This window comes from Pseudonocardia alaniniphila (assembly GCF_022524485.1).
GTDB lineage: Bacteria > Actinomycetota > Actinomycetes > Mycobacteriales > Pseudonocardiaceae > Pseudonocardia > Pseudonocardia alaniniphila.
In genome coordinates this window covers 11,906-32,995 of record NZ_JAKXMK010000023.1, presented here as the reverse complement: position 1 = coordinate 32,995, position 21,090 = coordinate 11,906, and the positions used below count along the sequence as shown (strand labels likewise).

Below are 21,090 nucleotides of genomic sequence, written 5' to 3'. Positions count from 1 at the left end.
TCGGGCGCGGGGTCAGCGCCGGTCGCGGCGCCGGTCGCGCCTGCCGTTGCCCTTGCCGACTCCGCCGCCGTAGACCAGCGCGCCCATCAGGGGAATGAGCAGGAAGAAGTACCACTGCTTGGTGATGAAGAACAGCAACAGCGCCACGACCGGAGTGATCGTGAGCAGCAGGTAGCCGTCCTTCTTCGGGGCCACCTCTCCGGCGGCCGGCGCGACGGGGAGCGGTGCGGTCAACGGAGCGGCCGTGCCGGGGAGCTGTGGGCGTGGCTCCGGCAGGTCGGTGAACAGCTCGGCGATCTCGGAGGCCACGACGGCATTGGCCGCCTTGGCCGTGCGCTCGCCGTACTCCTCGATTCCGAGCCTGCCTGCCGACAGGTGCTCGTCGAGTGCCTTCATGGCCGCGGTGCGTTCAGCATTGCCGATCCGCAGGGGCGAGGATTCTTCCCCGGACGTCATGCGCAGAGCGTGCCAAACCCGTCATCTCAGTGCTACCAGTACCCGGCGGAGCGCGGCGAGCCGGCCGGGCTGCAGCAGTCCCTTCTCCGCCAGCGCATCCAGCGCGCACTCCGGATCAGCGGGCGGCCCGAGGTGCCCGCAGCCGCGTGGACAGTCCTCGATCGCCGCGGCGAGGTCGTCGAAAGCGGCCAGGACGTCGTCGGGCGTGACGTGGGCGAGGCCGAAGGACCGGACGCCGGGCGTGTCGACCACCCAGCCTCCGCCGCGCTCTTCGGGCAGCGGTAGGGCGAGTGCGGCGACGGTGGTGTGGCGCCCCTTCCCGACGGCCGACACGAGGCCGACCGCCCGTGCGGCGTCCGGAACCAAGGCGTTGACCAGCGTCGACTTGCCCACGCCTGAATGCCCGACGAGTGCCGACACCCGGCCGGACAGCACGGCCGCGAGTTCGGCAGGCTCCTCCTCGCGACGCGTGACGATCACGGGCAGGTCGAGGTCGCGGTACTGCGCGGCGAAGGGCTCGGGGTCGCCGAGGTCCGCCTTCGTCAGGCACAGGATGGGGGCCAGGCCGCCCGCGTAGGCGGCCACCAGGCAGCGGTCCACGAAACCGGTGCGCGGCTCCGGGTCGGCGACCGCGGTGACGATGACGAGCTGTTCGGCGTTGGCCACGACGACCCGCTCGAAAGGGTCGGTGTCGTCAGCGGTGCGGCGCAGCAGGGTGCGGCGCTCCTCGACGCGCACGATGCGGGCGATCGTGTCGGGGGCACCGGACAGGTCCCCGACGAGCCCGACCCTGTCGCCCACGACGATCGGGGTGCGGCCGAGCTCGCGGGCCCGCATCGCGGTGACCGCAGGCCGCGTGCTGTCGGCGCCGGGAGCGCAGGTCCAGCGGCCCCGGTCCACGGTGGTGACCATCGCCTCGGCGGCGTCGGCGTGCTCGGGGCGGCGCTTGGTGCGCGGCCGTGAGCCCCGGCGCCCGGGGCGGATCCGGACGTCGGACTCGTCGTACTCGCGGCGCTTCACGTCAGCGCGACGCCGACGTCATCCCGGTCACCGGACCGCCTCGACGAGGGCGGCCCAGCGGGCGGGGAAGTCGGGGATGGTCTTGTCGGTGCAGGCCACGTCGTCGATCGTGACTCCGGGAACGACGAGCCCGATGAGCGCGCCTGCCGTGGCCATCCGGTGGTCGGCGTAGGCGCCCCACGGCCGGTCACCGGGGGCGGTCAGCGGCGCCGGGTGGATCTCGAGCCCGTCCGGCATCTCGGTGACGTTTCCACCGAGGGCGTTGATCTCGGTGGCGAGTGCCGCCAGCCGGTCGGTCTCGTGCCCGCGGATGTGGGCGACCCCACGGATCCAGGACGGTCCCGTGGCCAGCGAGGCGACGGCGGCGACCGTGGGCGTCAGCTCGCTGGCGTCGTGCAGGTCGACGTCGACGCCTGACAGGGCGTCCGGCCCGCGCACCGTCATCCCGTCCGGACCTGGTTCGACGGTGCAGCCGGCCTGGGCGAGCACGGAGAGGATCTCGGCGCCCGGCTGGGTGGAGCCGGCGGGCCAGCCCAGCACGGTCACCTCACCCCCGGTGATGGCGGCGGCGGCGAGGAACACCGCGGCGTTCGACAGGTCCGGCTCCACCGTCCAGTCGCGGGCCGCGATCGGCCCGGGGGCGACCCGCCAGGTGTCGGGCTCGCCGCGGCCCGCTCCGTCCGCGCTGTCGTCGACCTCGACGCCGGCCGCGCGCAGCATGTCGACGGTCATCTCGATGTGCGGCAGCGACGGCACCGGCTTCCCGCTGTGGTGCACGGTGACGCCCTTGTCGTAGCGGGCGCCAGACAGCAGGAGTCCGGACACGAACTGGGACGACGCCGAGGCGTCGATGACCACGTCGCCACCGGGCACTCCACCGGTGCCGTGCACGGTGAACGGCAGCCGGTCCCCGTCCACCCGTGCCCCCAGCGCCCGCAGCGCGTCGAGCACCGTGGCCATCGGCCGCTGCCGGGCCTGCGGGTCGCCGTCGAACGCGACCGGGCCGTCGGCCAGCGCCGCCGCGGGGGGCACGAACCTCATCACGGTGCCGGCGAGCCCGCAGTCCACCGTGCCACCGCCGCGCAGTCCGTCGTGGGGAGAGAACGAGACCCGCTCGCCGTCGACCTCGATCGGGACGCCGAGCGCGCGCAGGGCGCCGACCATCAGTGCCGTGTCGCGAGTGGCGGGCGCGCCCGTCACGACGGCGGCACCGCCGGAGAGGGCGGCGAGCAGCAGCGCGCGGTTGGTCACGGACTTGGACCCGGGCGCGGCCACCCGGCCGCGGACGGGCCCGTGGGCGAGCGGTGCGGGCCATGGGCTGGTCACCCCCGCAATGATTCCGCATCCCGCCCACGGCGCCGGTCAGGAGGCCGCCGAGCGCCGTGCGGACGTGCGCCGTGCGGCGCTGTGGCCGCCGACGGTGGGACGATGGGGACATGTGCGGTCGTTACGCATCGATCAAGGCCCCCGCCGACCTCGCCGACGAGTTCCGTGCCGTCGACGCCACCGACGGAGCGGCGAAGGTGGACTACAACGTGGCGCCTACCAAGCAGATCATCACGGTGGTGGAGCGGCACCCGCGTGACGAGGAGGGCACGCCCGACCCTGACACCACCGAGCGCACGCTGCGCATGCTGCGCTGGGGGCTCGTGCCGTCCTGGTCCAAGGACCCGAAGTCCGGCGCTCGCATGATCAACGCGCGGTCGGAGTCGGCGGCCACGAAGCCCGCGTTCCGCCGGGCGCTCAACTCGCGGCGTTGCCTGATCCCGGCCGACGGCTGGTTCGAGTGGCAGCGCGGGCCGGAGCACAAGCAGCCCTACTACACCCACTACTCCGACGGGAGCTCGCTCGCGATGGCCGGGCTCTGGGAGTACTGGAAGCCGAAGGACGACCCCGAGAACGAGTACCCGAACGGGCTGGTCACGGCCGCGGTCCTCACCACCGATGCGGTCGGCCCGCTCACGCAGGTGCACGATCGGATGCCGCTGGTGCTCCCGCGGTCGGCGTGGGACGCCTGGCTCGACCCGGACGCCGGTGCCGACGACGAGAGGGTGGCTGCCCTGCTCGCTCCGCCGTCACCGGAGCTCGTGGCGGCACTCGAGCTTCGACCGGTGTCCCCGCGGGTCAACAGCGTGCGCAACAACGGGCCGGAGCTGCTGGCCCCACTCGCCGCCGAGGACGTCCGCGAGCCGCTGCAGCTCGACCTGCTGGCCGGGCCGAACCCGAAGTGACCGCTCCGGAACGAGCCGGACCATCGGGCGTGATCGCCGAGATCGCCACGCCCCACGGTCCGGCCCGGATCACCCGCCACGACGCCGACGGCGAAGCGCGGGGCGTGCTGCTGCTCGGGCACGGCGCGGGTGGCGGGGTGGGCGCGCCCGACCTGGTCGCCGGGGCAGGCGTCGCCGTCGCGGCCGGGATGCACGTCGTGCTGGTGGAGCAGCCCTACCGCGTTGCCGGGCGCCGGGCGCCCGCTCCCGCGGCCCAGCTCGACACGGCCTGGCTGGCGGTGGTGGAGCAGGTCAGGGCCGACACCGATCCGCGGCTGCCGCTGCTGTTCGGGGGCCGCAGCTCCGGGGCCCGCGTGGCGTGCCGGACGGCCACGGAAGGCGCTGCTGCCGGTGTGCTGTGTCTCGCGTTTCCCGTCCACCCGCCGGGAAAGCCGGAGAAGGACCGGCTCCACGAGCTGGCAGCGCCGACCGTCCCGGTGCTGGTGGTGCAGGGGGAGAGCGACCCGTTCGGCCGTCCCGACCCCGCTCCCGGGCGGGAGGTGGTGATGCTGCGCGGCAACCACAGCCTGCGCAGCGACATGCCCGGACTGCGGGCGGCTGTGGCGGGCTGGCTCGCGCAGCGGTTCGGGGCCGTGCCGGTGGCCGGGTAGCTACGAAGCCGCGATCGGCGCGAAGCGAGCGCCGGTGAGCCGCGCGAGGTCGCCTGGTGCGAGCTCCACCTCCAGCCCGCGGCGCCCGGCGCTGCAGAAGAGCGTCTCCAGCTCCTCCGCGGACGAGTCCAGCACGGTCGGCAGGCGCTTGCGCTGGCCCAGCGGGGAGATCCCGCCCGCCACGTAACCGGTGGCCCGCTCGGCGAGGGCGACGTCGGCCATCTTCGCCCGCTTACCGCCCACCGCGGCCGCGAGCGCCTTGAGATCGAGCGTCGTCAGCACGGGGACGATTCCGACGGTCAGCGCACCGTCGACGTCGGCGACCAGAGTCTTGAACACCCTCGCTGGGTCCAGCCCCAGCATCTCCGCGGCCTCTGGCCCGTAGGCCTGACCGCTTCCGTGGGTGTAGCTGTGCAGCTGATGCGAGACGGCCTGCTTCGTGAGCAACGCGGTCGCCTGCGTTCCCCTACCTGCCACCCCCGCACGATAGCGAGAAGGGAATCGAGCGGCGGAGACGGATGTTGACAAGGGGGTGAATCAGGCAGTGATGGACGCGCCGAAAATCGCGCCGCGCCGCGACGGCCGGGTGCGTCCGGCCTTCGAGGTGGCGCTCGGCGGCGTAAGCTCGATCCGTCAGCAGGGCGGCCAAGTGGTGGCCGGCCTGGAGGTCGCAGATCGTGCGACCCGGCGGGAGAGGAGCAGGGTGCCACGCACCGAACAGGCGGCCGAAGCGGAGATCACCGCAGGTCAAGACGTCGAGCACGAGCAGGAGGAGTCCGCCGAGGAGCGGGCTGCTCGCTTCGAGCGCGATGCGATGCCCCTGATCGACCAGCTTTACGGCGCCGCCCTACGGATGACGCGTAACCCGGCCGACGCCGAGGATCTGGTGCAGGAGACCTATCTCAAGGCCTACTCCGCATTCCGGACGTTCCGGGCCGGAACGAATCTCAAGGCCTGGTTGTACCGGATCCTCACCAACACCTACATCAACGGGTACCGCAAGCGGCAGCGCCAGCCCGTGCAGTCGGCCACCGACGAGATCAGCGACTGGCAGATCGCGCAGGCCGGGGAGCACACGTCCCAGGGCCTGCCCTCGGCCGAGATGGAAGCGCTGGACCGGCTCCCCGACAACGACGTCAAGGTGGCTCTGCAGCAGTTGCCGGACGACTTCCGAATGGCGGTGTACCTCGCTGACGTCGAGGGCTTCGCATACAAGGAGATCGCTGACATCATGGGCACCCCCATCGGTACCGTGATGTCCCGGTTGCACCGGGGCAGGCGCCAGCTTCGCGACATGCTCACCGATACCGCCCGCGACCGCGGGTTCCTGCGGGGACAGCCGGAGGAGGTCTCCAAATGAGCTGCGGGAACCACCATGACACCGACTGCTCCGAGGTACTCGCCGAGGTCTGGCTGTTCCTCGACCACGAGTGCGACCAGGCGCGCAGAGCGTTGCTCGCGCAGCACCTGGACGAATGCGGGCCGTGCCTGGCCGAGTACGGCATCGACGACAAGCTGAAGAAGCTGCTCGCCACGAAATGTGGGGGTGAGCACGCCCCCGCCGAGCTGAAGAACCGGTTGCGACGCCAGATCAGGGTGGCGGTGCTCGAGCAGGCGGACGTCACCGTGGAGGCGGGGCCGGACGGCGCCACCACGACCACCGTCGAGGTGCGTGCCACCCGCATCGAACAGCGTGGTTGAACGGATAGGGCGGTAGCGCGAAGGCGCCGGGGCCATCGGCCGCCGGCGCCTTCTTCACGATCACCTGCAGATGGATCAGGTGTTGGGCCGCTTGCCGTGGCTGGCCGCGCTCTTCTTGCGGTCGCGACGCTTGCGTGCGCGCTTCGACATGTTCCCTCCCCCTGACTCGTTCTTCGCGATCGGTTCGTCGTACCGAAGGTCCCTCGAGTCTTCCACGTGCTTGACTGGAAGGAAGTCCGTGGGGCGTGGCGCCCTGACCGGGAGGGGTCTCTAGTTGTCCACCCTCAGCGAGCTGCTCGCGGAGCACACCCAGCTGGCCGGCGATGCCGTTGACCATCTGCAGCGCGTGGTCGCCGAATGGCAACTGCTCGCAGACATGTCATTCGCCGACTTCCTGCTCTGGGTCCCGCTCAACGGTGAGGAAGAGCACGTCGGTCCGAGCGAATTCCTCTGCGTGGCCCAGGCCCGCCCCACCACCGCGCCCACCGCGCATCCCGAGGACGTGGTCGCCGCGCGCGTCCGGTCCGCCGACAACCCGCAGCTGCGGCGGGCCGTCGTCGAGGGCCGGATCTGCCGGGAGGAGAACCCGCGCTGGCACCTGGAGGTGCCCGTGCGCCGCGAGACCATTCCGGTCCGGCATGCAGGCTCGGTGGTCGCCGTGCTGTCCCGCGACACGAACCTCGCCATGCCCCGGGTGCCCAGCCCGCTGGAGATCGCTTACCTGGGCAGCGCCTCGGATCTGTGCCAGATGGTCGCCGACGGCACATTCCCGCCGCGGGCGGCCGTCGCAGGCGCCGATACGAGCCCGCGGGCGGGCGACGGCCTGATCCGCCTCGATGCGCACGGCCTCGTGGCCTACGCGAGCCCCAACGCGCTCTCGGCCTACCACCGCATGGGCCATGCCAGCGACCTCGTCGGGCTGTCGCTCACCCAGGCCACGCGGGAGCTCGTCCACGACCCGTTCGACGCCGCCGAGGTGGCCGCCCGCATCGGAGCGGCGCTCGACGGGCGCCATTCGCTGCGGATGGAGGTGTACGCCCGCGGCGCCGTGATGCTCGTGCGCGCGCTCCCGCTGCGCCCACGGGGCGACGCAGCGGGTGCTCTGGTGCTCGTGCGCGACGTCACCGACCTGCGTCGCAGGGACATGGCGTTGCTCAGCAAGGACGCCACCATCCGCGAGATCCACCACCGGGTGAAGAACAACCTCCAGACAGTGGCGGCGCTGCTGCGTCTGCAGGCCCGCCGCACGGCGATTCCGGAGGCCCGCCGGGCGCTCGTGGAAAGCGTTCGGCGTGTCAACTCCATCGCGCTGGTACACGAGTCGCTCTCGGTCTCGGTGGCCGAGCGGGTGGACCTCGACGAGCTGGTCGACAAGGTCCTGCCCGCCATCGGTGACGGCGCCACCGCGGAGTTCCGGGCCAAGGTGCGGCGCGACGGCAGCTTCGGCACGTTGCCTGCCGCGCTGGCCACGCCCCTCGTGCTGGTGCTCACCGAGCTCGTCCACAACGCGCTGGCCCACGCCTTCGAGCCCGGACGGGCCGGGGAGGTCGTGGTGTCGGCCCATCGGTCGGCCGGCGGTCTCGACGTGGTGGTGGCCGACGACGGCCGGGGCATCCCGCCGGGGTTCGACCCGGACTCGTCAAAGGGGCTTGGCCTGCAGATCGTGCGGACTCTGCTCGACTCCGAACTCGACTCGGCACTGCAGGTTCGGCCCCGCGCCGGGGGCGGAACCGAGGCCGTCATCAGGCTCTCGTTGCGGGGGCGTTAGCCTTCAGGTCGTGGTCGAGGATTCCGGTTGTGCGGTCGCCGCCCGGGCCGTCGATCCCCCTCCGGAGCTGCTCTTGCGTGCGCCCGGTGAAACGACCGCGGGCCCGGAGCCGGGTGCAGTCCGGCCTCGGGCCCGCGGTGGGGGAGGTTTGCGTATTGCGGTGTATCAGGCGGTGCGTGCGCGCGTACGCGCGTTGCGGCGCTTCAGGGCGCGCCGCTCGTCCTCACTCATGCCGCCCCAGACGCCTGCGTCCTGGCCGCTCTCCAGCGCCCACGTAAGGCACTCGGTGACGACCGGGCAGCGCCGGCAGACGGTCTTGGCCTCGGCGATCTGCAGCAACGCAGGCCCGCTCGTCCCCACAGGGAAGAACAGCTCGGGGTCCTCGTCGCGGCAGATAGCGCGGTGACGCCAATCCATGGTCTCTCGGCTCCTTGTACTTGCGCGATCGGGGTCGCGCCGATCGTCTGTCACGGTGTTTCCGCGCTTGTGAATCGTTTCACGAGCGCGCTCGGTGTTCAAGGTCCGAGGTCCACCCAGGTGAGCACTCTCACCCACTCATAGCAACGAAGTGCGCCACGATCGGTTACTTGTTGCGTACCGCGTTCGTGACTCGTCACCTTGAGCTATGGACTTCGTCCCGCCCACCGGAACCGGGTTACCCCCGGTCCCGAAGGACCATGCGAGAAGGATCCTCGCGATCACTCGCTTGTCCCTGGACAACCTTGGGGCAACGTTTGCCCAGGTGCGAGCCCTTATCGGCTCGACGGTCCACAGGCATCGGTGAGTGGACGAGAATCCTCACCCTCGTGAGTGACGGAGTGCGCCCGGCTGCGACGAGCTGCACATCTCGCACGATGACCCGTAGCGCCGCGAACACGGTGCGAAATCACTCTTTGGGCGTGCGGGACGATCCGGACGGCGTACCGCCGGGGCCGGGTTCACCCCACACAGACCAGGGAGAACGGCGGCTGGGGTGGGGAAATTCCCAACCGGACGCCGGGGCCGGACGTGACACGGGTCGCCACGCCTATCCTCGAGCCCGTGGAGGCGGAGCGACCGGCGGCAGGGCCGCCGCGGCAGGTGCGCCTGGCCGGAGTCCTGGTCGGGGTGCAAGGACTGGTGGCCGTCGGCTTCGCGGTGGCACTAGGCGTGCGCTCGCTCGCTCCCGGGGTCGGTGTCGGCAGCGTGCTCGGTGAGGCCGGCTACTTCGTTCTCATCGGCGCTGCGCTGGTGGCCGTGGGCGTCGGCCTCGTGAGGGGGCGCCGGTGGGCGCGCACGCCTGCCATCGTCACCCAGCTGCTGCTGCTCCCGGTGGTCTACTCGCTGATCGGGCCGTCGCGTCAGCTCGTGCTGGGGATCATCTGCGGCGTGTTCGTCGTCGCCACGTTCATGCTGCTCATCAGTGAGCGCTCGCGTGAGTGGTCGATGGGTCTGGACCTGCCTGACGCGAAGCAGCGCTAGAGGCGCCGCCCGCCGTTGCGGCCAGGGCGCTCAGCGCGTCGCCGTGGAGCCGGAACGTTGTCCACTCGTCCATCGCCACCGCCCCGAGGCTGCGGTAGAAGCCGATCGATGGCTCGTTCCAGTCCAGCACCGACCACTCGAACCGCGCGTAGCCCCGTTCGGCGCAGACCGCGGCCAGCGTGGCCAGCAGAGCCCTGCCGAGGCCGCCGCCGCGGTGAGCGGGCCGCACGAAGAGGTCCTCCAGGTAGAGGCCGTGCACGCCGTGCCAGGTGGAGAAGTTGACGAACCAGAGGGCGAAGCCGACCACCTCCGGGGGCCCTGCCCCGTCGGCCCCTGCCGGAACCTCGGCGACGTGCCCGAACAGCGCGGGCGCCGGGCCGAACAGGGCGGTGGCGAGCTGTTCCTCGGTCAGCGTGCAGGACTGCGGCTCGCGTTCGTACTCGGCGAGCTCGTGCACGAGCTCGACCACGGCCGCCATATCACCGGGGCGTACCTCCCGGATCACCGCTGCGGAGGCCGGGCTCACGTAAGCGGTCGCAGGTTCACGCCGTCGAGACGCGGGACGCCCCGCTCGTCGCCCAGCACGGCCAGCGAGGGCGCCGACATCTCGAACCGGACGCCCTGGGTGGCAGGAAGCTCGATCCAGCGGCTGGTGAGAACCCGGCTGAAGTGGCCGTGCCCGGCGAGAACGACGTCACCGGCGTCGAGCTTCGCCCGGGCGTCGGCGAGCACGGAGTCGGCCCGGCGGGCGACCTGTTCGGCCGTCTCGCCGCCGGGGCAGGGGTGGGTCCAGACCGTCCAGCCCGGCACGGTCTCGCGGATCTCCTCGGTGGTGAGGCCCTCGTACTCGCCGTAGTCCCACTCGGCGAGCCGCTCGTCGACGCCGTCGGAGCGCAGACCGGCCAGCTCGGCCGTGTCGCGCGCGCGGGCGCGGGGGCTGGTCAGGACGAGAGCGGGCGGCTCGTCGCCGCGCAGCTTCGCCAGGAGCTCGCCCGCTGCCTTCGCCAGGCCCCGCCCCCGCTCGGTCAGCGGGATGTCGGTGCGGCCCGTGTGACGGCCGGACAGCGACCACTCCGTCTCTCCATGACGCAACAGGAACACCCGACCGCTGCTCACCGCACCGACACTAGTGTGCGACCGGGCTTCGCGCGGGGTGTGCGTGCACGGTGGCGGCGGTGAGCCGGGGTACGGCGTGTGTGAGTTCGTGCTCGGCGGCGTGCGCGATGGCATGGGCACGCTCGATGCTGACGCCGGGGGAGACCGACAGATCCACCTCGGCGCGCAGGGCGTGCCCGATCCAGCGCAGCCGCACGCCGTCGACGCCGACCACCCCCGCCACGCCCTGCAGCGCCGCGACGGCCCGCTCGACCAGCGAGGGGTCGACGGCGTCCATCAGGCGGGCGAGCACCTGCCTGGCGGCGCCCCAGGTGACGGTGACGATCGCGGCCGTGATGGCCAGGCCCACCACCGGGTCGGCCCACCTCCAGCCCGACGCCGCCCCGCCCGCGGACAGCAGCACGGCGAGCGAGGTGAGCGCGTCGGTACGGGCATGCAGGCCGTCGGCGACGAGCGCGGCGGATCCGATCCGCCGTCCGGTGCGGATGCGCACCTGGGCGGCGATCTCGTTGCCCGCGGCGCCGATCAGACCGGCGATGGCGACCGCTCCGAGGAACCGGACGTCGGTGGGCTCCGCGAGCCTGCGCACCGACTCGTAGCCGGCGAAGACCGCGGAGCCGAGGATCACCAGCACCACGACGATGCCTGCGACGTCCTCCGCGCGTCCGTAGCCGTAGGTGAACCGGCGCGTCGGCGGACGCCTGGCGAGCAGGAAGGCGATCCCGATGGGCACGGCGGTCGCGGCGTCGGCGACGTTGTGCATGGTGTCCGACAGCAGCGCCGCGGAACCGGACGCCACCACCACGACGGCCTGGAACGCCGCTGTGGCGCCGAGCACGGCGAGGGAGACCCACAGGGCCCGCATCCCGGCCCTGGAGGCCGCCATGGCCTGATCGACGCGGTCGGCCGGGTCGTGGCTGTGCGGGACGACGAGGTGGCGGACTGCGTCCCAGAGCCGTCGCACGCCGCGGGCGTGTCCGTGCCCTCCGTGGCCGTGTCCATGGCCGTGCCCGTGGCCGGTTTGCGACGCGGTCTGCATCAGGGCACCATACGTGCTCATGTACGCACGCGACTACGATGCAGGTGCCGAACAGTGGCAACGGCTGCCACCGGGCGACCGCGTGGATGTCGCAGTTGAGTCGTTCCGGATGCTCGCCGACCCCACCCGCCTGCGGTTGCTCTGGCTCCTGTGCGGCGGCGAGTACGACGTGTCGGCCCTCGCCGCGGTCAGTGGTGCCGCGCGGCCCGCGGTGTCCCAGCACCTCGCGAAGCTGCGGATGACCGGCCTCGTCGCCACCAGGCGCGACGGAAGGCGCGTGCTCTACCGCGCCCGCGGAGAGCACGTACGGCGGCTGCTGGCGGAGGCCGTGACCGTGCCCGAGCACTGACCGTTCACGGGCCGGCGACGTGCCTGTGGTCAGGTGCCCGGGCGAGGGCCGGCGCTGCTGTAGTACGCCCGCCGGGCCGCCTTGACGATGTCCCGCGCTGCCCCCGATGCGTGCTCGACGTTCAGCGGCGGGCGCAGCGTGTTGATGATCTGCTTCTCGACGTCGCGCGGTGCCGGGTGCTCGCACCAGGACACACGTAAGTGGGTGATCATCCATTCCGTCAGGCGGACCTCGTCGTCGTCGACGAGGACGACGCGATCGGTCCAGCGGGTCCTGTACCGCTCGTCGTCGATCAGGAGGCCGGCCAGGGTGCGGCGCAGGGTCGAGCTGCCGCTTCGTCTCATGTGGTTCGACGCGAGGCGTGACCTCAGCCTTGCGGCGATGCCGATGTACAGCAGCCGCAGGCCCGGGATCGCGCCGTGCAGCGGTCCAGGCAGATGCGAGAGGACCGACACGTCCGCCCACCAAGCGTAGAGACCGGCGATTGCCGGTGCGCGTGAGCGGATGTCGCCCGCGCCGATGGGGTCGGTGTGCAGATCGGCGACAACGGCATCGAGGTCAGCAGCGGTCACGGAGCAAGTGTGGTGCCGCGTACCGACATCACCTCGTATGTGCCGGACAGAACGGGTCAGCTCAGAGAGGGACCGGTCCCGGGCCGATCTCAATGGCTACGACCTCCGGCGCGATTGTTCGGGCGAACGCCAGAGTGTGCGGCAGCCGCGGATCCTGGGCTGCATTGCTCGGCGCGTCGTACTCGCCGGTGACGAGCAGGCCGTCCCGGGTGGCGTTCGTTCCGGAGATCAACGTGATACCGAAGCCGCTCCACTCCGCGCGACCCGCACTCGCGAAAAGCCGATCGGCTGCGTCGCGGAGTTGGGCGTTCGAGTAACGCACCAGGCGGATGGTGAGTGCGATACCTCGACGCGCCGCTTCCGCACGGACGACGTCGTGGACATGCGACTCGCCGGCCCAGAGCAGTGTCGTTGCCTTGCCTTCAGCGTCGTTGACGCTACAGATGTAACCGGCATCGTGGATCCCCGGAAGTTCGACCAACCAGGTCGTGAAGCTGCTCAGCTCCATCCCAGCGGCCAGCACAACCGGATCGACGGATGCCAGGTACTCGTCTGTGGAGCCCGGCACCGGGTGCTGCTGCGACACCTGCCGATCGTCCCACCTGCGCCGTGACATCACCCCGACCCCGACCCCGCGACATGGACACGTGTCGCTGTTCTGGGGGCGTACGAACAGCGACACGTGTCCATGTCGCCGAGGGCGCGGTCGGGCTGACAACGAAAACGGCGCTGACCACGGGAGGGTGCTCCCGTTGGTCAGCGCCGCGTTCAGCGCCTGTATCAGGCAGCCGACTTGGTCTCCCAGAAGATCTTGTCGATCTGGGCGATGAGGTCGAGCAGCTCCTGGCCCGTGGCAGGGTCCATCGAGGACTTGGCGCCGTCGGGGCCGCCGCCTGCCTTCTTGGTGGCCTTGTTGAACAGCTCGTGCAGCTCCGGGTACTTCTCGAAGTGCGGCGGCTTGAAGTAGTCGGTCCAGAGCACCCACAGGTGGTGCTTGACCAGGTCGGAGCGCTGCTCCTTGATCAGGACAGCACGCGTGCGGAACTCGGGGTCCTCGTTGCTCTGGTACTTCTCCTGGATGGCCTTGACCGACTCGGCCTCGATCCGCGCCTGTGCCGGGTCGTACACGCCGCAGGGGAGGTCGCAGTGAGCGGTGGCCTCCAGCCGCGGGCGGAGAATGCGGGACAGCAGCCGCATGGGTCCTCCCTGGTTGGTGATCGTTCTGGCGCGCCCGACACTACTCTGGGACTCCGGCCGCAGCAGGGTGGCGAGGGGGTGCGGGTGCGCTGGCGGAGGGTGGCGGTCCGCGGTCCGTCGATGTCGCCGACGCTGCGTGACGCCGACGTGGTGCTCGTCAGGTTCGGCGCAGCGGTACGCAGCGGCGACGTCGTGCTGGTGCGGTGGGCCACCCGTCCTGGCCAGCTGTCGGTGAAGCGCGCCGTGCGGCACACGGACGACGGCTGGTGGGTGCTCGGCGACAACCCCTACGGGTCCACCGACTCGCGCACGCTCGGGGCTGCCGAGGTGCTCGCCGTGGTGGCCTGGCGGTTGTGGCCGCGGCCTCGGCGGCTGCGGCCCACCGTGGAGTGATTCGACGGCCGATACTGGGCCGAACGGTCGGCGCGAGTGACCGGGGGTCGGAGACCGGACGCTAGGGTCGTGCGCGTACCCAGCCAGCCGACCCTGCCGATCCGCGCCGCGTCATCCTGCGGCCGTTCCGCGAGAGGCCCCGGCACCGGGAGACCGGGTCGACAACCGCGGCCCCTCCGGTGCACGGCGAGTGAGCGCCCCAGCATTCCGGGCGCCTCCAACAGCACCGTATGAGGAAGTGGACTCCGTTGACGATCGTTCCTGACCGCACCCTGCCCACCCCGGGCCCGACCCGCGAGGAGATCTTCGCCGCCCATGAAGGCGGGAAGCTCTCCATCGAGCCGACCGCGCCGTTGGCGAACGAGCGGGACCTGGCCATCGCGTACACCCCGGGTGTGGCCGAGGTGAGCCGTGCCATCGCCGGCGACGCCGCGCTGGCGGACCGCTACACCTGGACCAACCGCCTGGTCGCCGTGGTCAGCGACGGCACGGCGGTGCTCGGGCTCGGCGACATCGGTCCGCGGGCCGCGCTGCCGGTCATGGAGGGCAAGTCGGCGCTGTTCAAGGCCTTTGCCGGGCTGAACTCGATCCCGATCGTGCTCGACACCGTCGACGTCGACGAGATCGTCGAGACGCTCGTGCGGCTGCGTCCGAGCTTCGGCGCGGTGAACCTGGAGGACGTCTCGGCGCCCCGCTGCTTCGAGCTGGAGCGCAGGCTCGTCGAGGCGCTCGACTGCCCCGTCATGCACGACGACCAGCACGGCACCGCGATCGTGCTGCTCGCCGCGCTGCGCGGGGCCTGCGCTGTGCAGGTGCGTCCGCTCGCGGACCTGCGTGTCGTCATCTCGGGTGCGGGAGCCGCAGGCATCGCCTGTGCGCGCATCCTGCTCGCGGCCGGCACGCGGGACGTCACCGTTCTCGACTCCCGCGGCATTCTCGTCCCGGGCCGTCCGGGGATGACGGAGGAGAAGGCGCGGCTCGCCGACCTGACCAACCCGCGCGGCACGAGCGGCGGCGTGGCGGAGGCGCTCGACGGCGCGGACGTCTTCGTGGGGCTGTCGAGCACGTCGCTGCCCGAGGAGCTCCTGACCCGGATGGCTCCCGAGGCGATCGTGTTCGCCCTCTCCAACCCCGACCCCGAGGTGCACCCGGACGTCGCCGCGCGGCACGTCGCCATCGTGGCCACCGGACGCAGCGACTTCCCGAACCAGATCAACAACGTTCTCGCGTTCCCCGGTGTCTTCCGTGGCGCGCTCGACGCGGGGGCGAAGCGGATCACCGAGTCGATGAAGCTCGCGGCCGCCGATGCCATCCTCGCCGTGGCTCGTGACGATCTTGCCGTCGATCGGATCGTGCCCAGCCCGTTCGATCCGCGGGTGGCGCCGGCGGTGGCCGCGGCGGTGGCGTCCGCCGCGCGGTCGGTTCCGGACAGTCCTGACGAGCAGTAGCGGGCGGGTAACCCGTCCTAACCTCTCCACCCCCACATGGATGCACCGGTGACGCAGGGTGCTGACCAGCGCGTTCTCGTCCTCAACGTTAGGTAGGCCGTTTGGGCGGTCGTCCAGATCGAGCGCCATTCGGCGTCGTTGACCCGGTGAGATAGACGCCATGACCGCTGGGGGCCACGTGGAAGAGCTCGGACACCGTTCTGGTGAGGGTTCGGCCGGTGGGTCGGCGCCCGAGTCGAAGGACTCAGACGGACTGATCACCGACGCCGTCGCGCGGGCGGATCTGCTCCGCTCGCGGCAGGCTGTTTTCGGTCGCGAGATGCCTCCTCGGACGGCGAAGTTCCTCTCCCGCGCCGCGAAGGCGGCGGAGGGCGAGCGCGCTGCCGAGGGTGGGCAGGCGGAGGGCGCCGCGGAAGCCGCCGCCGAGCCGCGTGCCGTTCGGCTCGCCGAGCTCGACGGCCCCGGCGGCGAGAGGCGGGGACTGCCGGAGCTGCGGGACGCGGTCTTCGGCAGCTCCCTCACCGGGGCGGGGCCGGAGATCGTCCCGCTGCCGGCGGCTCCCGCGCTCGTCTGCGACTCCGCCGAGCGCATCCTGCGGGTCAACGCCGCGCTGCTGCGCCTGGCCGGCCGGGGCACGGACGGCGCGGTGGTCCATCCCGCCGACGCCGGCCGCAGCGCGCTGTTCGGGATGAGCCTGTCGCAGCTCGTCATCGGGCCGGATGCGGACGCCCGGCTGATCCGGCCCGATGGCAACCCCCTGCGCGTGCGGGTGGTGCGCTGGGATCTCCCGGGGGCCGGGCTGTCGGCTGTGGTGCTGGTGGAGCTGAACGACTGCGTCGACCTCGAGAGCCGCGTGGTGGATCCCGGCTGGACGGCTGAGCTGGAGAGGTTGGCGCGGGTGGGCACGTGGACCTTCGAGCTGGCCACCTCGACGCTGCACCGGAGCGAGACGCTGCAGGAGCTCTACCGCTCCCTCGGTGTCGACCCCGACGGGGCGGGCACGGCGCCGGTCGAGGGCCCGCAGGTGGCCATGCTCTGCCAGGGCCTGCGTTCGGGGTCGCGCACCACCGACCACCACGTCGACATGCCGCTGCCCGGCAACCGGATGCTCAGCTGCCGGGCCGAGGTCGAACGAGCCGAGGACGGCACGCCGCTGCGGCTGGTCGGGGTGGTCCACGACGTCAGCGCGGAGCGCCTGGCTCGCCGCCAGGTCGAGCTGTCGGGCCAGCGCTTCGACGACCTGATGGCGATCGTGCCGGGCGGGGTCGCGCTGGTGGACCCGACGGGCCGGATCATCGACGCCAACAAGGGCCTCTGCCGGCTTCTCGACACGTCGCTGGAGCGCCTGCGCGGCGCCATGGCCACGTCCCTCTCGGTCGACGAGCTGCTCGACCCGGAAGCCCATCTGGTCGAGAACGCTGACGGGTGCCCGGCGCTGCCGAGCTGGCTGCGCCCGGTGCCGCCCGGCGCCCGGCACGCCTACCGGGTGGGTGCGGTGCCGCTGCGCCGTGGCGACGACACCACCGTCTGGTGCGAGATCTCGGTGTCCGTCACGGCCGCCGACGACGAGGACGGCTGGCTCTGGCTGGTCGCCTGCACCGACATCTCCGACCGCCGGCGTGCGGCCGAGGTGCTTCGCAGCGCGGGCACCGTGGACGAGCTGACCCGTCTGCCCAACCGGGCGGCGTGCCTGGAGCTGGTGGACCGGCTGCTCTCGGGGGCGTCGCGCTACCGCGTGGCGGTCGTGTGCGGCGATCTCGACGACTTCGCCAGGGTGAACTCCTCACTCGGCCACGAGGCGGGCGACGACCTCCTGCTCACCTTGGCCGGGCGGCTGCAGCGGGAGCTGCCGGTGGGGTGCACGGCCGGCAGGCTCTCCGGCGACGAGTTCGTGGTGATCTGCTCCGACCACACCGAGGTCGGAGGGCCCGAGCTGCTCGCCAAGGTGGTCGCCGACCTGTTGAGCACCACGATCACGGTGCACGGCAGGCCGGTGCAGCTGACGGCGTCGGTGGGGCTGGCCACGTCCGTGCCGACGGGCGAGGTGCGGGCAGCGGATCTGCTCCGGTTCGCCGAGGCAGCGATGCACGACGCGAAGCGCAGGCAGGCCAGGGGCGCGATCGGGATGGCCACCGACGGCATCGTGAGCTCGGCCACCCAGGCTCTGGAGCTCGAGGCCGAACTGCGTGAGGCGATCGCGGGCGACTCGCTGGTGCTCGAGTACCAGCCGGTCGTCGGCCCGGACGGCACGGTGCTCTCGGCCGAGGCGCTGGTCCGCTGGCCCCACCCGGACCGGGGGCTCATCTCGCCCGCCGACTTCCTGCCGGTCGCGCAGCGCACGGGTCTGCTGCGTGAGCTCGACCTCTGGGTGCTGCGCACGGGTGCACGTGAGGCGGCGGGCTGGCCGGAGCACCGGGGCCGCAAGCCGGCTATCGCGATCAACCTGGCCGGGCTGCTGCCCGGGGAGACCGACTTCCTCACCGTGGTGAGCGACACGATCGCCGAGACCGGGCTGGCCTGGGACCGGTTGGTGCTGGAGCTGGTGGAGACGAGCCTCGTCGCGCTCCCGCCGCACGCGCTGGCCGCGATGGCCGAGCTCGTGGAGCGGGGCCTTCGGTTCGCCGTCGACGACTTCGGCACCGGGTACTCCTCCCTCGCCAGGCTGAAGGAGCTCCCGGCGCAGACGGTCAAGGTCGACCGGGCGTTCGTCACAGGAATCGCGGACGACCCCGCCGACTTCGCGGTGGCCCGCGCGGTGGTCGACATGGCCAGGGCGATGGGCCGCACCACGGTGGCCGAGGGCGTCGAGACCGCCGACCAGTTCCACGTGCTGCGCGGCATCGGAGTGGACGCCTACCAGGGATGGCTCTTCTCCCGGCCGCTCTCGTCGCTCCGGCTGCGCGACGTGCTCCTGCGCGGCAGGATCCCGACGCCGGCCTCCGCCCCCGCCACTCAGTAGGAGGGTGCTGAACGGCCCCGTACTCGTCGGAACGGGCCGTTCAGCATCGCTGCGGCCGATCTCGGTCCGAGCACAATCGGTCGCGACTGTCGGTGGACAGGGCTAGCCTCGCAGCGTTGCGGCGACCGGCAAGAGGTCGTCGGTGAGCACAGCGGAGGTCTCCCGGATGATCGAGTTCCGGGGCGTGACCAAGCGCTTCCCCGACGGCACAGTTGCGGTCGACCACCTGGATCTCACGGTGGACGCAGGCCGCATCACTGTTTTCGTCGGCCCATCCGGATGTGGCAAGACCACGTCGTTGCGGATGGTCAACCGCATGATCGAGGCCACCGAGGGCACGATCACGATCGACGGGCGCGATGTCATGGCCGTCGACGCCGCCGAGCTGCGCCGCGGCATCGGCTACGTCATCCAGCAGGCCGGGCTCTTCCCGCACCGCACGATCCTCGACAACATCGCCACCGTCCCCCTGCTGCTGGGGTGGCGCAAGGCCAAGGCCCGCGAGCGCGCGGCGGAGCTGATGGAGGTGGTGGGGCTGGCTCCCGAGCTTGCCCGGCGCTACCCCTCCCAGCTGTCCGGAGGGCAGCAACAGCGCGTCGGCGTGGCCAGAGCGCTCGCGGCCGACCCGCCCATCCTGCTGATGGACGAGCCGTTCAGCGCTGTCGACCCGGTGGTGCGGGAGAGCCTGCAGGACGAGCTCCTCCGGCTGCAGGCGGAGCTGGGCAAGACCATCGTCTTCGTCACCCACGACATCGACGAGGCCGTCAAGCTCGGCGACAAGGTCGCGGTGTTCCGCACGGGCGGGGTGCTCGCCCAGTACGACGAGCCCGGCAGGCTGCTCGCCCGCCCGGCCGACGACTTCGTCGACGCCTTCGTCGGGCGCGACCGTGGCTACCGCGGGCTGGGCTTCCTGTCGTCCGACGCCCTGCCGCTGGGTGAGCTGCCCACGGTGGCGCTCGGCGCCACCGTTCCCGAGGACGCGGGGTGGGTGCTGGTCGTCGACCAGACCAGGCAGCCGCTGGGATGGATCCACGGCTCCGGCACCGGCACCGTCATGGCCGTGCAGGAGTCCCTCGTCCCCGGGGGTTCGCTGTACGAGGTGGAGTCGGGTTCGCTGCGCAGCGCGCTCGACGCCGCGCTGTCGTCGCCGTCCGGTCAGGGTGTGGCGATCGACGGCGACGGAGGAGTCGCCGGTTCGGTCAGCGCCGACGACGTGCTGCGCGTGCTCGAGCACACCCGCCGCGACCCGGCGGCGGCGTGAGGCACGCGGCTGTGGCGCGGGGCACCGCCATGACCTGCGCACGTCGTGGCGTCGGGGCCACGATGACGCCGGTGTCGCCATGACGTGGGTGCTCGCCAACCTGGAGATGATCTGGGGGCTGACCGTCGAGCACGTCGTGTTCGCGCTCGTCCCCGTGGTGCTCGGGATCGTGCTGGCGGTTCCGCTGGGCTGGCTGGCCAACCGCACGGGCTTCGGGCGCACACTCACGATCAACGTGGCCGGGCTGCTCTACACCGTGCCATCGCTCGCGCTGTTCGTGATCCTCCCGCCGCTGCTCGGCACGCAGATCCTAGATCCGATCAACGTGATCGTGGCGCTCACGGTGTACACCGTCGCCCTGCTGGTGCGCACGGTCGCCGACGCGCTGTCGGCGGTGCCGTCCGTCGTCGTGAACGCGGCCACGGCCATGGGGTATCGGCCGGTGCGTCGCTTCATCGCGGTCGAACTGCCCTTGTCGGTGCCGGTCGTGGTGGCAGGAGTTCGTGTCGCGGCCGTGTCCTCGATCAGCCTCGTCACCGTGGGGTCGGTGATCGGCTTCGGCGGTCTCGGCAGGATGTTCACCGACGGTTTCCAGCGCGACATCCCCCAGGAGATCATCGCGGGCATCGTCCTGGTGCTGCTGATGGCGCTCGTCGTCGACGGTGCCCTGGTGGTGCTCGGCCGCCTGCTCACCCCGTGGAGCCGCACCGTCACCACGGCGAGGAGCCCCGCATGAACTACTTCGGATGGCTGTTCGACGCGGCCAACTGGACGGGCCAGGGCGGGGTGTTCCAGCGGCTGCTGGAACACATCGGCTACACGGCCCTCACCATGGCGATCGCGATGGCGCTGGCGATCCCGCTCGGAGCCTGGATCGGCCACACCGGACGCGGCGGGTTCCTGGTGGTGGGGCTGGCCAACGGCCTGCGCGCGCTGCCCACGCTGGGCCTGCTCGTGCTGCTGGTCGGGGCGATCGGGATCGGCCTGATCGGGCCCCTGATCGCGCTGGTCATCCTCGCGGTCCCGCCGATCCTCGCCGGCACCTACGCGGGCGTGCGCAACGTCGACAGCGCGGTGGTCGACGCGGCACGGGGCATGGGCATGCGGGGGCGTGACGTGCTGTTCCGTGTCGAGCTTCCCAACGCGCTGCCGCTCGTGGTGGGCGGTATCCGCAGCTCCACGCTCCAGGTGATCTCCACGGCCACGATCGCCGCGTACGTCGCGCTCGGCGGTCTCGGCCGCTTCATCGTCGATGGTCTCGCCATCCGCGACTTCCCGGAGATGATCGCTGGCTCGATCCTCGTCGCAGCACTCGCGATCGCCGCCGACCTGCTTCTCGCCGCCTTGCAGAAGACGCTCGTGTCACCCGGTCTCCAGACGGCCCCGGGCCGTGGCCGCAGGTTGCGAGCCGTTCCCGACCCCCGACCCGCCTCACAGGCGGCCTGAACCCGTTCCAGCGGAGGATCACC

At 71.7% G+C, this 21,090-nt stretch carries 25 protein-coding genes; 13 read left to right on the top strand and 12 right to left on the bottom strand.

The features are described from left to right. Nucleotides 1-12: 12 nt before the first annotated feature. The 3 genes from MMF94_RS25135 to aroA are packed head-to-tail and all read right to left on the bottom strand — an operon-like array spanning nt 13 to nt 2,802. Nucleotides 13-456, bottom strand: coding sequence for a DUF1707 SHOCT-like domain-containing protein (locus MMF94_RS25135; protein WP_241039638.1), 444 nt, complete (start codon nt 454-456; stop codon nt 13-15). Between the two features lie 21 nt (nt 457-477). Beyond that, nucleotides 478-1,476 (bottom strand): ribosome small subunit-dependent GTPase A, encoded by a 999-nt coding sequence (rsgA, locus tag MMF94_RS25130; protein WP_241039637.1) that lies wholly within the window; start codon nt 1,474-1,476, stop codon nt 478-480. Between the two features lie 27 nt (nt 1,477-1,503). Next, nucleotides 1,504-2,802: a 3-phosphoshikimate 1-carboxyvinyltransferase gene (aroA, locus tag MMF94_RS25125; RefSeq protein ID WP_241039636.1), complete on the bottom strand. Its 1,299-nt coding sequence runs from the start codon at nt 2,800-2,802 to the stop codon at nt 1,504-1,506. 110 nt (nt 2,803-2,912) lie between these two features. Between aroA and MMF94_RS25120 the strand changes: the two genes are divergently transcribed. Together MMF94_RS25120 and MMF94_RS25115 are read left to right on the top strand one after the other, a co-directional pair. Continuing rightward, nucleotides 2,913-3,707 carry an SOS response-associated peptidase gene (locus MMF94_RS25120; protein WP_241039635.1) on the top strand — a complete coding sequence of 265 codons (795 nt, stop codon included), beginning with the start codon at nt 2,913-2,915 and terminating at the stop codon, nt 3,705-3,707. Between the two features lie 29 nt (nt 3,708-3,736). Further along, complete coding sequence (locus MMF94_RS25115; protein WP_241039634.1) at nt 3,737-4,357, top strand: alpha/beta hydrolase family protein; 621 nt, start codon at nt 3,737-3,739, stop codon at nt 4,355-4,357. Here the strand turns inward: MMF94_RS25115 and ybaK are convergent, their stop codons facing one another. Beyond that, nucleotides 4,358-4,834, bottom strand: coding sequence for a Cys-tRNA(Pro) deacylase (gene ybaK, locus MMF94_RS25110; protein ID WP_241039633.1), 477 nt, complete (start codon nt 4,832-4,834; stop codon nt 4,358-4,360). Between the two features lie 70 nt (nt 4,835-4,904). Here ybaK and MMF94_RS25105 point away from each other — a divergent pair, with 70 nt between their 5' ends. Together MMF94_RS25105 and rsrA are read left to right on the top strand one after the other, a co-directional pair. After that, on the top strand, nt 4,905-5,717 hold the full coding sequence (locus MMF94_RS25105; RefSeq protein ID WP_277398821.1) for a sigma-70 family RNA polymerase sigma factor: 813 nt from the start codon (nt 4,905-4,907) through the stop codon (nt 5,715-5,717). After that, complete coding sequence (gene rsrA / locus MMF94_RS25100) at nt 5,714-6,058, top strand: mycothiol system anti-sigma-R factor (protein WP_241039632.1); 345 nt, start codon at nt 5,714-5,716, stop codon at nt 6,056-6,058. The genes MMF94_RS25105 and rsrA overlap by 4 nt, the downstream gene beginning before the upstream one ends. A 75-nt stretch (nt 6,059-6,133) precedes the next feature. Here rsrA and MMF94_RS43780 read toward each other — a convergent pair whose 3' ends face one another. Further along, a complete protein-coding gene (locus MMF94_RS43780; RefSeq protein ID WP_379659185.1) occupies nt 6,134-6,208 on the bottom strand; it encodes a 50S ribosomal protein bL37 in 75 nt (24 codons plus the stop codon). A gap of 124 nt (nt 6,209-6,332) precedes the next feature. Between MMF94_RS43780 and MMF94_RS25095 the strand changes: the two genes are divergently transcribed. Then, nucleotides 6,333-7,826, top strand: a complete 1,494-nt coding sequence (locus tag MMF94_RS25095) for a sensor histidine kinase (RefSeq protein ID WP_241039631.1) — start codon at nt 6,333-6,335, stop codon at nt 7,824-7,826. A gap of 165 nt (nt 7,827-7,991) precedes the next feature. Here MMF94_RS25095 and MMF94_RS25090 read toward each other — a convergent pair whose 3' ends face one another. Further along, on the bottom strand, nt 7,992-8,243 hold the full coding sequence (locus MMF94_RS25090; RefSeq protein ID WP_075950692.1) for a WhiB family transcriptional regulator: 252 nt from the start codon (nt 8,241-8,243) through the stop codon (nt 7,992-7,994). Nucleotides 8,244-8,867: 624 nt separating this feature from the next. Between MMF94_RS25090 and MMF94_RS25085 the strand changes: the two genes are divergently transcribed. Next, nucleotides 8,868-9,287 carry a hypothetical protein gene (locus tag MMF94_RS25085; RefSeq protein WP_241039630.1) on the top strand — a complete coding sequence of 140 codons (420 nt, stop codon included), beginning with the start codon at nt 8,868-8,870 and terminating at the stop codon, nt 9,285-9,287. Here the strand turns inward: MMF94_RS25085 and MMF94_RS25080 are convergent. Genes MMF94_RS25080 through MMF94_RS25070 form a run of 3 tightly spaced genes read right to left on the bottom strand, consistent with a single transcriptional unit; the run spans nt 9,226 to nt 11,442 of the window. After that, complete coding sequence (locus tag MMF94_RS25080; RefSeq protein ID WP_241039795.1) at nt 9,226-9,765, bottom strand: GNAT family N-acetyltransferase; 540 nt, start codon at nt 9,763-9,765, stop codon at nt 9,226-9,228. The two genes, MMF94_RS25085 and MMF94_RS25080, sit on opposite strands and share 62 nt — an antisense overlap. 44 nt (nt 9,766-9,809) lie before the next feature. Beyond that, nucleotides 9,810-10,403: an acid phosphatase gene (locus tag MMF94_RS25075; protein ID WP_241039629.1), complete on the bottom strand. Its 594-nt coding sequence runs from the start codon at nt 10,401-10,403 to the stop codon at nt 9,810-9,812. Between the two features lie 10 nt (nt 10,404-10,413). Then, nucleotides 10,414-11,442 carry a cation diffusion facilitator family transporter gene (locus MMF94_RS25070; RefSeq protein ID WP_241039628.1) on the bottom strand — a complete coding sequence of 343 codons (1,029 nt, stop codon included), beginning with the start codon at nt 11,440-11,442 and terminating at the stop codon, nt 10,414-10,416. Between the two features lie 19 nt (nt 11,443-11,461). Between MMF94_RS25070 and MMF94_RS25065 the strand changes: the two genes are divergently transcribed. Further along, a complete protein-coding gene (locus tag MMF94_RS25065; protein ID WP_241039627.1) occupies nt 11,462-11,791 on the top strand; it encodes an ArsR/SmtB family transcription factor in 330 nt (109 codons plus the stop codon). A 29-nt stretch (nt 11,792-11,820) separates the two neighbouring features. On the opposite strand, the gene MMF94_RS25060 is transcribed toward MMF94_RS25065, so the two are convergent. From MMF94_RS25060 to sodN, 3 genes are all read right to left on the bottom strand, one after another. Next, nucleotides 11,821-12,363, bottom strand: coding sequence for a GIY-YIG nuclease family protein (locus MMF94_RS25060; protein WP_241039626.1), 543 nt, complete (start codon nt 12,361-12,363; stop codon nt 11,821-11,823). Between the two features lie 61 nt (nt 12,364-12,424). Further along, a complete protein-coding gene (locus tag MMF94_RS25055) occupies nt 12,425-12,949 on the bottom strand; it encodes a hypothetical protein (RefSeq protein WP_241039625.1) in 525 nt (174 codons plus the stop codon). 194 nt (nt 12,950-13,143) lie between these two features. Further along, nucleotides 13,144-13,560: a superoxide dismutase, Ni gene (gene sodN / locus MMF94_RS25050; RefSeq protein ID WP_241039624.1), complete on the bottom strand. Its 417-nt coding sequence runs from the start codon at nt 13,558-13,560 to the stop codon at nt 13,144-13,146. A gap of 84 nt (nt 13,561-13,644) precedes the next feature. Here sodN and MMF94_RS25045 point away from each other — a divergent pair, with 84 nt between their 5' ends. The 6 genes from MMF94_RS25045 to MMF94_RS25020 all read left to right on the top strand — a co-directional run bounded on the left by MMF94_RS25045 (nt 13,645) and on the right by MMF94_RS25020 (nt 21,067). Continuing rightward, nucleotides 13,645-13,953, top strand: coding sequence for a S26 family signal peptidase (locus tag MMF94_RS25045; RefSeq protein ID WP_277398820.1), 309 nt, complete (start codon nt 13,645-13,647; stop codon nt 13,951-13,953). A gap of 248 nt (nt 13,954-14,201) precedes the next feature. After that, on the top strand, nt 14,202-15,401 hold the full coding sequence (locus MMF94_RS25040; RefSeq protein ID WP_241039623.1) for an NAD(P)-dependent malic enzyme: 1,200 nt from the start codon (nt 14,202-14,204) through the stop codon (nt 15,399-15,401). Between the two features lie 319 nt (nt 15,402-15,720). Then, entirely contained in the window at nt 15,721-18,360 is a 2,640-nt protein-coding gene (locus MMF94_RS25035) for a putative bifunctional diguanylate cyclase/phosphodiesterase (RefSeq protein ID WP_241039622.1), read from the top strand. 166 nt (nt 18,361-18,526) lie between these two features. Further along, on the top strand, nt 18,527-19,621 hold the full coding sequence (locus MMF94_RS25030; protein ID WP_241039793.1) for an ABC transporter ATP-binding protein: 1,095 nt from the start codon (nt 18,527-18,529) through the stop codon (nt 19,619-19,621). Between the two features lie 79 nt (nt 19,622-19,700). Next, nucleotides 19,701-20,357, top strand: coding sequence for an ABC transporter permease (locus MMF94_RS25025; RefSeq protein WP_241039621.1), 657 nt, complete (start codon nt 19,701-19,703; stop codon nt 20,355-20,357). Next, nucleotides 20,354-21,067 carry an ABC transporter permease gene (locus MMF94_RS25020; RefSeq protein ID WP_241039620.1) on the top strand — a complete coding sequence of 238 codons (714 nt, stop codon included), beginning with the start codon at nt 20,354-20,356 and terminating at the stop codon, nt 21,065-21,067. Before MMF94_RS25025 ends, MMF94_RS25020 begins: the two co-directional genes overlap by 4 nt. Nucleotides 21,068-21,090 lie beyond the last annotated feature (23 nt).

Bases quoted from the DNA above. Each gene is read 5' to 3' on its own strand.
- MMF94_RS25135 (WP_241039638.1), bottom strand. From the start codon at position 456: ATGACGTCCGGGGAAGAATCCTCGCCCCTGCGGATCGGCAATGCTGAA.
- MMF94_RS25120 (WP_241039635.1), top strand. From the start codon at position 2,913: ATGTGCGGTCGTTACGCATCGATCAAGGCCCCCGCCGACCTCGCCGAC.
- MMF94_RS25105 (WP_277398821.1), top strand. From the start codon at position 4,905: ATGGACGCGCCGAAAATCGCGCCGCGCCGCGACGGCCGGGTGCGTCCG.
- rsrA (WP_241039632.1), top strand. From the start codon at position 5,714: ATGAGCTGCGGGAACCACCATGACACCGACTGCTCCGAGGTACTCGCC.
- MMF94_RS25090 (WP_075950692.1), bottom strand. From the start codon at position 8,243: ATGGATTGGCGTCACCGCGCTATCTGCCGCGACGAGGACCCCGAGCTG.
- MMF94_RS25080 (WP_241039795.1), bottom strand. From the start codon at position 9,765: ATGGCGGCCGTGGTCGAGCTCGTGCACGAGCTCGCCGAGTACGAACGC.
- MMF94_RS25070 (WP_241039628.1), bottom strand. From the start codon at position 11,442: ATGCAGACCGCGTCGCAAACCGGCCACGGGCACGGCCATGGACACGGC.
- MMF94_RS25065 (WP_241039627.1), top strand. From the start codon at position 11,462: ATGTACGCACGCGACTACGATGCAGGTGCCGAACAGTGGCAACGGCTG.
- sodN (WP_241039624.1), bottom strand. From the start codon at position 13,560: ATGCGGCTGCTGTCCCGCATTCTCCGCCCGCGGCTGGAGGCCACCGCT.
- MMF94_RS25035 (WP_241039622.1), top strand. From the start codon at position 15,721: ATGCCTCCTCGGACGGCGAAGTTCCTCTCCCGCGCCGCGAAGGCGGCG.
- MMF94_RS25030 (WP_241039793.1), top strand. From the start codon at position 18,527: ATGATCGAGTTCCGGGGCGTGACCAAGCGCTTCCCCGACGGCACAGTT.
- MMF94_RS25025 (WP_241039621.1), top strand. From the start codon at position 19,701: ATGACGTGGGTGCTCGCCAACCTGGAGATGATCTGGGGGCTGACCGTC.
- MMF94_RS25020 (WP_241039620.1), top strand. From the start codon at position 20,354: ATGAACTACTTCGGATGGCTGTTCGACGCGGCCAACTGGACGGGCCAG.